At 59.8% G+C, this 9,329-nt stretch carries 6 protein-coding genes; all 6 read right to left on the bottom strand.

The window, feature by feature from the left end; translation table 11 throughout:
* Positions 1 to 2,012: 2,012 nt before the first annotated feature.
* Positions 2,013 to 3,452 carry a phage terminase large subunit gene (gene terL / locus Q2941_RS32195; RefSeq protein ID WP_458194925.1) on the bottom strand — a complete coding sequence of 480 codons (1,440 nt, stop codon included), beginning with the start codon at positions 3,450 to 3,452 and terminating at the stop codon, positions 2,013 to 2,015.
* 2 nt (positions 3,453 to 3,454) lie between these two features.
* A complete protein-coding gene (locus Q2941_RS32190) occupies positions 3,455 to 3,898 on the bottom strand; it encodes a DUF5681 domain-containing protein (RefSeq protein WP_458194924.1) in 444 nt (147 codons plus the stop codon).
* 20 nt (positions 3,899 to 3,918) lie between these two features.
* Positions 3,919 to 5,157, bottom strand: coding sequence for a site-specific DNA-methyltransferase (locus Q2941_RS32185; protein WP_458194923.1), 1,239 nt, complete (start codon positions 5,155 to 5,157; stop codon positions 3,919 to 3,921).
* A gap of 602 nt (positions 5,158 to 5,759) precedes the next feature.
* The gene (locus Q2941_RS32180; protein WP_458194922.1) at positions 5,760 to 6,347 is read right to left on the bottom strand and encodes a hypothetical protein; all 588 of its coding nucleotides are present in this window, start codon (positions 6,345 to 6,347) and stop codon (positions 5,760 to 5,762) included.
* A 184-nt stretch (positions 6,348 to 6,531) separates the two neighbouring features.
* Complete coding sequence (tnpA, locus tag Q2941_RS32175) at positions 6,532 to 7,014, bottom strand: IS66 family insertion sequence element accessory protein TnpA (protein ID WP_458194921.1); 483 nt, start codon at positions 7,012 to 7,014, stop codon at positions 6,532 to 6,534.
* A 685-nt stretch (positions 7,015 to 7,699) separates the two neighbouring features.
* Entirely contained in the window at positions 7,700 to 9,070 is a 1,371-nt protein-coding gene (locus tag Q2941_RS32170) for a DUF2252 domain-containing protein (RefSeq protein ID WP_458194920.1), read from the bottom strand.
* Between the last annotated feature and the right edge of the window lie 259 nt (positions 9,071 to 9,329).

The raw sequence follows: 9,329 nt of genomic DNA, 5'->3' as shown, positions 1-9,329 counted from the left end.
ACCCCATGGGGGTATAAAATCTCAAACACCAATCAGCCGACTCGGTCTAACCGAGGACAACCTCTTGAGGCTCCACATCTAGCTCTGCAGCACGTTGAGGAGGACCTGCGCGTAATAGAGCAAGGGCTAGAGCAGCTCCGACTGCCACGCGAGCACAAATCCGAAAGGTCGCGCGGGCGCGTTTAGGCATACGTCAACTCGAACATACCCGAACACACATCCTCCTGTTGGGGTAGCAAGTGTTCCAAATGGCGAACGTCCAGGGATCGGGAGCGGAACACTGTAGCCGCGGTTCATCTGCAAAGCTTGCGGCAGGCGTGGCGCGAATCCTGAGGGGCGGCAGTGAGCCGATCATGAGCATCTTCCCGATGCGCGATCGCGCTAGGGCTGGTTCATGAAGCTTACGCCGAACGTCCCTTCGCCAACCAGTAAGCCGCGCGCGCAAGCTCATCGAGCTCGCCACCGGTATCGAAGCCGTCCAGGACGGGATCCCACATCGAGAAAACCAATGCGCTCTTCCTACACGTTGAAAGGCAGCGGCCCGGAGTTCGGCGCAGGGATCAAGCACGCGGTCGAGCGCGATGGCTCGAGCTGCACGAAAGCGGGACTATGTCCGGCTCAATGCCGTAGATAACAAGCCCCCCAATGCAACGAATGACAGATCGGGGCTGGGGCCGCCCATTTGACGAGCCCATCAAAACTGGCGGCGACCTCGTGGCTGCGCGATGCCGGCGAGCACATTGCCGCGCTGCCGAAGAACGTGCACGACGTACCTGAATGGCCAGTTGCGATGGAAGATTGATCCTGACGGTGGCGGAGCAAGGTGGCCCAACGATGTTCGCCTGGATCGGCATCATGCGAGTCTTGGACCGCAGGAAGCCACCGCCCGATTCAGGACTACGACGCAAGAAAGCCAAGGCGTATTGGGTCGTCCGGTGACAGTCTTCGTTTACGTCAACACGAACATGACCCAGGCTATTGCCGATCCTCGTATCGCTCACATCGGGGATCGCCATGCCTCACCGTAGTGATCTCCTGGAAGTTGTTTTTCGGGTCACAGTGCAATAGCGCGTACTCCGACAGATACGGATATGCGACGCGCCAACAGATATTCACGCCCGCCGGCACCTCTCGCGGATACCCGCGTATCGTGTACATGCAGACATTGTTGAGGCCCGCATCTGACCTTTTGGGCGTCTCGGCCGTGCCTTGGGCATGAGCCTGGACTAGCGAAGCCAATGTGAAGAACGAGGCAGCGACAGCGCGCATTTTCGTCTCCTGTTGCTTTCAATGGCAGCAATCTGAGCTTAAGGCCCGGCTCGTGTCTGCACAAGGTATCCCTCTTATTACGACCTCAACATTCTGGTGGAGATTTGCTGCTACAAACCGACGTAACTTTAGTTCTGGCGCGGGACTGGATAGATACTTCACATTTTCGCTCTTGACCGGCGGGCCGCAGCGTCAAATGCCGCTGGGCGCCGGCCAATCTAGAATCGCAACACTCTATGGAACTTCTCGCTAGCCGTCGTTGTTGCTATTGAGACGGCTGCTCTACCCGCCGCTCCGAGCCGCGAGGAAGGAAAAATACCGAGCCAGAAGCTCGGCGTTTTCCGTATATATCCAGGCAGTTCCGTCCGACGTCGGTAGCAAAATTTTACCGGGATCGGCCGCACCAATCGCAACAAGCCGCTCGAGAATCGATGGGCCTTGGCTTTCCGGTGGTGCAGAACAGACGTGTGCCGCATGACGCGACCATGTCGCTGCGTCCAGGCGTTGGCTCTAAAGGACGCCGACGTCTATAGCATCTCGCGAGATAGCGGACAGCGGCGATCGTTCCACCAAACGAAGCAGGTGCTAACAGCACAGAAAGATCTTTGCTCGACACATTGTACCAATCTTCAAAATAGATTGGCCCGCCATCATGCGGTTGCCAAAGCCCGGCGGCCCGTGTCGAACACAACCTAGAACAAAGCGCGGGACTGGTGCCATCCGATTCGAGCCTAGCTTGCGAATCAGTATTGATCGGGCCCCCCACCATAAATTGGCAGCCCCACCACGATCGCGGGCTCCGACCACCGGTTCGATGCCCAGAACAGGAATTGGCTGACGCTATCGACCTGATCGTCGTGTCGGCCGTTGGGGAAGGCGAGGATCTCGCTGAGGAAATCGGCCAGCCAGGGCGCCTCGCGCGGCAGCAAGACCTGCCCCGCTTCGATCTTCGCCGACTGCGCCGCGAGCCGGTCCTGCTTGTCGCCCTTGGGCACGATCGCAATCGGATGGGGCATGCCGTACGGTGGATCATTCCTGAGATCCTGCAGCAGCGACAAGCCAAATCCGGCTTTCTCGATCAGGATTGTATCGGCGCCGAACTGGCGCGCGAGCTGTGGGATTTTGCGGCGCAGGTCGGGATAGGCAAGCCGGTCGCGAAAGACGTGGAGCAGATAGTAGCTGTTCTTGCGCTTGAGCCAGGTGGTGCCCACCGAGTAATCGTTGCTATCGCCAATCGCAGCCGCCACATCCCAACTCTGCACGATGCGGTCGCCAGGCTGTTGCACCGGGCATTGATCATAGACCAGGAGCCATTCGCGTTTGATGGCATTGCCGCCGTCAGGAACCGGCTGCTGCAGATATTGGGCGGCAAATCTCTGGCTGCCGGTCTCGCGCTGGACGGCTTCCAGCACGTGGGCGTCCTCACGCTTGGGCTGCAGCGGCTCGCCGCGGTGCCAGCGTTTGAACCGGTTCGGTCCGATCGCGATTCTGCAATCGTCCGGCGCGATGGCCGGCAAATTCAGGTGGTTCCAATTTTCGGTGCGGAGCAGGTGCCCGGATAAATCGTCAGGGTGCAGGCGTTGCATGACCACGATGATCTGGCCGTTCTGTTTATCGTCCAGACGCGACACTAACGTGCCTTGGTACCAATTCATGACCCGGCTGCGCGCCTTGCCCGAGAGGGCCTCATCCGCCTTGTGGGGGTCGTCAATGATGATGAGATTGGCGCCCCGACCCGTCAGTGTGCCCTCGACAGAGGTGGCGTAGCGGCAGCCGCCAAGCGTTGTCACCGCCTCAAGGCCGGTGTCCTTGGCAAGCCGCATGGCCGGAAAGGCGCGTTGGTACCACTCGGAGTCGATGACCATCTTGAATTGCCGGTGCAGCTCGAGGGCCAGTTCGTTGGAGTAACTGACGACGATGATGCGGCGTGTCGGATCATGGCCGAGCAGCCAGGCGACATAGGCGACCGACACGCAAATCGATTTTAGCGCCCGCGGCGGCATATTGATGATGAGGCGCTGCATCTTACCCTGCCGCACGAGCATCAGCTGGTGGGCCAATGCCTCTATGTGCCAATTCTCAACATAGGTCGCATCGCGCGCGATGGTGTTGAAGCACTTCCAGACAAACGAGTGGAAATCGGTCCGCAAGAGCACTGAGAAAATATCGCGTTCATGGAACATAGCTAACCTCGCGTCACCCGTTGGACGTATGCGTCGAGAATGGCTTGGTCGCTTGCATCAAGTGACTCGTCGACGGTTGCTTTTGGTTCGTCGTATTTTTCCCCGAGGCGGAGCAACTGTTCGAGGGCGCGCTGGTCTTTTGCCTGGAGAGCTTTGATGCGTAGCGTTTCCAGGCCCGCGCGCTGGGTCGTCATGTTGCTGGGGCGCCCATTCTTGGTGATTTTCACCGGCGTCTGCAGCGTTTCCTGAACATCGGTCTTGAAATTACGACTGCCCTTCGGGCGTCCCTTAGGATTGCCGGACTGTCCTGGCTTGAATTGGGAATGTTTGGGGGGCTTGCCGCGGCCTACCCCGTCGGATGATGCCCTTGTGGGGGCCACCGCGTCCACTTCGGTGGTGCCCGCCGTCTTCATGTTGCCTGAGTTTAGACGAATGCGCTTGATCATAATGAGTCTCCAGCCGATCGCTATGAATTTGACGCCGGGGCGCCGGCGGAAAAGGGCCGGCCGGTTTCGGCGTGATAGGCCGTTTTCCCGGTCAGGCGCTGCCAGCGTTGGATCGCCACGTCGACATAGCGCGGATTGAGCTCGAGCAGTCGTGCGCGACGGCCGGTTTTTTCAGCCGCAATCATCGTGGTCCCGGCGCCGCCGAACGGATCCAGAATGATGTCACCCGGATTGGAGCAGTCGCGGATGGCGTCAGCGATCATCGCAACCGGCTTGACGGTGGGGTGCAGGGAGAGTTTGCTCTTCGAGGTGCCGCTCAGCGCGCTCTGGCTCACATAATTCCAGACGTTGGTTCGGTTGCGCCCGTAACGACCAAGCACGATGTTGTTGACGTGCGGCGCGGTGCCGAGTTTATAGACGAAAACGAGCTCGTACTGCGAACGGTACAGCGAGCCCATGCCGGCGTTGCTCTTGCACCAGACACAAATGTTCTTGAGTTCGCTAAAGACGGCGTCGCCAGCGGCAAGCAATTCCGTTACGTGGCGCCAGTCCATGCAGACGTAATGGATAGCGCCGTCGCGGGAAAACTTCGCCACGTGACCCAAGGCTGTTTGCAGGAAGGTCTGAAACTCACAGGATGAGAGCTCGCCTCTTGCTATGGGAAAATCATGGTGGCTCGTCGCCTCCGACCGCGTTACATGGCCGCTGATCGGCACATTGTATGGAGGATCCGTAAATCCCATGCCGGCTCGCTCTGACCCGAGGAGTTTCGCAAAGCTCTCAGGATTAAGAGCGTCGCCACATCGTATAATGTGATCGCCACAGTTGAATTGGTCGCCGACCTGACATCCGGGAGCGGCCTGCCCGTCCACCGGCGGAAGCTCGTCCTCCTGGTCGAGCCCGCCATCGTTCAGCATGGCGTCGAACTCGCCAACGTCGAGGCCGAAGGTGACATCCAAATCGACCTTCAGGATCTCCTCGATCTCGAGCTTGAGCTCCTGGTCGTTCCACTCGGCGTATTCTGGGATCTTGTTGAGTGCTATCCTGAGCGCGCGCCGTTTGGCCTCGGACAGATCGGAGACACATACGACCGGATATTCGCGGAAGCCGAGCTGCCTTGCCGCGAGCACCAAGGCCCAGCCGTTGACCACCCGATCGTCTGGACCGATGAGAATCGGCAGCGCGACTCCGTAGGTTTGCAGGCTATCCACGATTTTCTGAATTTGTGTCGACGAATGCTGGCGGATGGCGCGCCCCAACGGCGGCTTTAGCTCGGCGAGGGCCTTGAGGGAGATCTTCAGCTCGCGAAGGAAAACGTCCGGTACTTGCGGCTTTTGTCTGATTGCTGTCGTCATTCAGTCGCTCCAATCCTCGCGATGGTGGTGTGTGGTCGATGTCCCGAGGATAGGCCGACGGGGTACATCGCGGGCGCAGCAACTAGTGCAATGCCGTAGTTGCCGCGGTTGCGGCGGGCCGCGCCGCCTCGACCGAATCGTGACCTGCGAGAAGCGGAGGCGCCTCTTTCGAATGCACGATCCGCGAGTGAGAGTGACTTGGCGCGCTGAGCTCGTCTGGCTTGCCCGCCCTTGATCAAACGGCTGGTGTGGCGCGGAGGGAACACTTTTTGACACGCGGTTTCGCATGTCGCTCGGCTGTAATCGCTCGTGGCGCTAGCCGACGAGCCTCTGGCGCGCGTGCTGGTCCCGATCCGCTGCGGGTGCTTCTCTGATTTTCTTGATCAGGAGTTTGCGGGTGGGGATTTGATCTTTGGTGTGCACGTTGCTCGCCAGGTTTGGCGCGCATCAGCGACAGATCCGGCGACCCATTTGGCGTGCCGCAACAAGGTAGTGCCAGGGCTGCTTTACTTGCGGCGGCCCGCGGCTCGCAAAATTGTGTCACGCCCTGACATAGGCAAGCCGTATTGCTTTAGCCATGTGATGACGCGGTCGACGAGACGATCGTTCGGCAGCTCACGCGGGGGCGGCACCCCGTCGGGCCAAAGCGTTTTAATGGCGATTTCTGCAGCCTCACGTTGGGGGCGTCCGCGATGTCTCTTTGCCGGTCGCACCGTCGGGCTCGCCGTTGGTCCAGCGCTGGACAACAATTTCGCCGTGACGTCGGTATTGGAAAGCTCGATTTGCTCCAAATGCCATGGCCCATGATGATAGCGCGGATGGTTACGAACAAACCAGGGCTTCGCCGGCCGTGAGTTCTCCCAATCGAAGTCACCTAGCTTGAGGTCGGTAGGAATTTCAAGCTGGTTGCCGCTGATGACTTCGGTTGATTTGATTGGTCTGATGGCATGCTTCCCCAACTTGGCGCGGATTCGAATGTCGCCGTCCGATACGGCGCCGCAGATATCGGATTGGGCTTGCTTATGCGAGCAGCCGGCTTTCACAAGCCGCTCGGCCGCCGCTGACAGACTTTCCCAGTGGGGTGTATAGGCCACAGCGACACTCGTTCATTCAGAGATATGGGAGACGACCCGCGCCGCGGGCTTGGATCCATGCTGGTACGACAAATCGAGAACTCAGAAGTTTAAGTGCCGGCGAGCCGCACCTTCCGGTCCGTCTCATTGTGGCCGCACGCGCCTCGGCATCGCTTTGCCTCCCGTGTCTGGGATGTGGCTCAAGCTAGCATGGCGGGCCATTATTGAAAGTCGGCAGATGCGGCGCGGCCACGGTCAGCTCCTGCTTCCAGCGGAACAGCAGGCGTGCCGCGATGCCATAGTGGCGGGCGACCTCCGACAAGCTGGCACCCCGCCGCATCGCCTCCTCGACGATCCGCCGCTTGTCCGCTTCGTTGAAAGTCCGCCGGTGTCCCTCGCGTGGTGGCGGGACCATCGGACCCGGTGGCTCGTTAGTCATATGACCAATGCTATGACTAAGCCTATGACTAAGGGTATGACCAACGCTCCCACGCCGATACAGCAGCTTCGGTGCCGGCGGCAGCGGCTCGGCTGTGAACTTCGCCCGCCAATTGCCGAACGCCTTCAGCGGAATCCTGTGCGCCTCACAATACTCGCGTTGATTCAACGTGCTCTGCTGCCACGCCTCATGGTGCGCCCGCCAGAACGCCTCGCCATATCGGACGCGGGACCTGTTCTCGTTCGCCATTCGGTTCTCCTCTCATGTGCAAATCGAGAGTGAGAACAGATCGCGTCCGCGTGCCGCGAAACAAGTGTGTGAGAAATGGACGCTTACATCGGGTCCGCGATTTCGCTGTTCAGGGCGTGCCTATTCCCTGATGCGATCCGAAAATTCCCTGTTAGGTGTTCGCACCTCCGCTGCCGCAAAAGCCAAGATTCCCCAGCCGTTTTCAGCATTTCTGGCAAGCCCCGCGGGCGCCTTGCCGAGGCCATTTCTCTGTAGAATTCCCTGCATAGCCGCGCCACCAGCCAATTCCCTGGTAACCGAGCGCTGCGCCGGGCGAGCAAGCCGCTTTGGCCGGGCCGGATCGCCTGACTGATCCGAAAACCAACAGCCCCTATTAGACGGCTTTCGTCCGCATCGATCGGGCCGAGCTGGCGGCCATGCCCAACATCCGGCTCTATCCCGGGATGCCCGCAACGGTGATGATTCCAACCGTTCAGCGAACGGCGTTCGAATACATCGTTGGGCCGCTCGTAACGTCGTTCAACCGATCGTTCCGGCAGAAATGAGAACGTGTTGGCGAACCACGCGACGAGTATGTGAGGATTGGACGCTCACGCGCTCACAACGGCTTTCCCTGCTTGGCGCGCGCGCAGCGGCGGCTGAAGCGTGTTGACGAGCGCTCCGCACTCGATCGTGCGCGGTCGATCTACGCTGCCTTGGCGGTCCTGACTGAGACAGCCTTCGCCGATTTCGCCGCCACAAGCGCGGCATGGTCCCGGATGGTCTGGCTGGCATAAAGCATGGCGAACGATGCAATCGCGTCGTCGAAGACTTCGCTCTTACCCATATAGCCCGCGATGGCGGCTGGGTCGCCGGATCGCGCATGTGCACGTGACAGTGTCCGGCCACAGAGTTGAGCATAACTGGAAAGCGCGTCCTCCTCGCTGATTTCGCTTATGCCGCCCAGTCTGCGATTTTTCAATGTTCGAAGATAGAACTGCCGCCCCGTGGTATCGTCCTGGGTTTGGCCGAGAAAGATATCGCTGGCGGCTTGCATCATCCGTTGCCCTTCAACGACGCGACGCCCTTGATGCCCTTTATACCTCATCTTGCTGCCGAGCCGCTCCAGCACGGAGTGCTGCGCCTGCTTGAGTTGCAGGAAAAGCGGTTCGTTATCTCCGGAGAGAAAAAGTCCGACGCAGCAAAATGTGCCGACGGAGCCGACGCCGACCGCCTTGAAGACGAGGTCCTTCATCGTGAAGCGGTCGAGCAATCGCAATCGATCTTGCGCAACGCCTTCCCGATATGCGGCGAACACTCTTTGAAAGCTCAGCCTGTGCCGGGCGTCGGCCTTGGGATTCAGGTGAAAGATCGTTGGTGGCTTATCCACGATCCGCATGTCGTCCTCGCCGACAAGATGCGGGAAGTTGTCGTCCTTCGACAGACCTTCGCCGCGCGCCTTGGCGACAACGCCGGCCAGCCTGCGTCTCAAGCTGCCGTGGGCGATCCGATCGATCTCTTTTTCCAGGTCGATTCGACTGTGCCATGTCTCCAGGGGAGACAGCTTGGCCAGCGTCGCCATATGCAACCGGTAGGCTGTGACGGTCGCTGCCGCATAGGCCCGGGCCTCCTTTTTAGGTGCCCCCGAACCCAGTGCTGCAATCGCGACGCTGGCGGCGAGTCGCTTCACGTCAACGGTGAAATCCACGCCAGGTAGCGTTTCATCAAAATCGTTGACGTCGAAGAGAATGTTGTTTTCAGGGGTCACGAAGGCGCCGAAGTTCATCAAATGGCTGTCGCCGCCGGCCTGCACCGGAATCCCGGCGGTCGGTTGACCGGCAAGGTCCGCTGCCATGACTGCGGCGGCTCCGCGCAGGAACGCAAACGGATCAGCGGACATGCGCGAATAGCGCTCCGGGACCAGCTCCGGCACTCGATCCTTGTCGCTTTCGGCCAGGATCGCGACGGCGTTGCGCGACAAATTCCCCTTTAACTCCGCGTGCGTTTCGCGCGGCGTTTCGAGGCGAAGCGCTTTACCCTGTTTGAACCGGTCGGAGCGCGAGCTAATTGGCATCATATGATTGCCTCCTTGGCTGACGGTGAACCCGTCAAAATCAAGAAGCTGACAGTACAATTTGACGCAGGGTGCCGCCACAGTCGAATGGCCGAGCCGGCCTTCCCCACGTCGTTCCGCCCCGGACTTGTCTGGTTCTGACGGCTAGACGGAACTCCGAAGACGCCCCTGCGATGTCGCTCTGTGCTGACGTGAACTGTTACTTCGCTTGGTCCGCACGGGCGCAAAGCACTTCACGGTGATCTGAGACTCGTGATGGAGC

This window comes from Bradyrhizobium sp. UFLA05-153 (genome assembly GCF_054185185.1).
Note: the sequence above shows the minus strand (reverse complement) of the source record. Positions and strands in the feature narration are given on the sequence as shown.

Bases quoted from the DNA above. Each gene is read 5' to 3' on its own strand.
- terL (WP_458194925.1), bottom strand. From the start codon at position 3,452: ATGTTCCATGAACGCGATATTTTCTCAGTGCTCTTGCGGACCGATTTC.
- Q2941_RS32190 (WP_458194924.1), bottom strand. From the start codon at position 3,898: ATGATCAAGCGCATTCGTCTAAACTCAGGCAACATGAAGACGGCGGGC.
- tnpA (WP_458194921.1), bottom strand. From the start codon at position 7,014: ATGGCGAACGAGAACAGGTCCCGCGTCCGATATGGCGAGGCGTTCTGG.
- Q2941_RS32170 (WP_458194920.1), bottom strand. From the start codon at position 9,070: ATGATGCCAATTAGCTCGCGCTCCGACCGGTTCAAACAGGGTAAAGCG.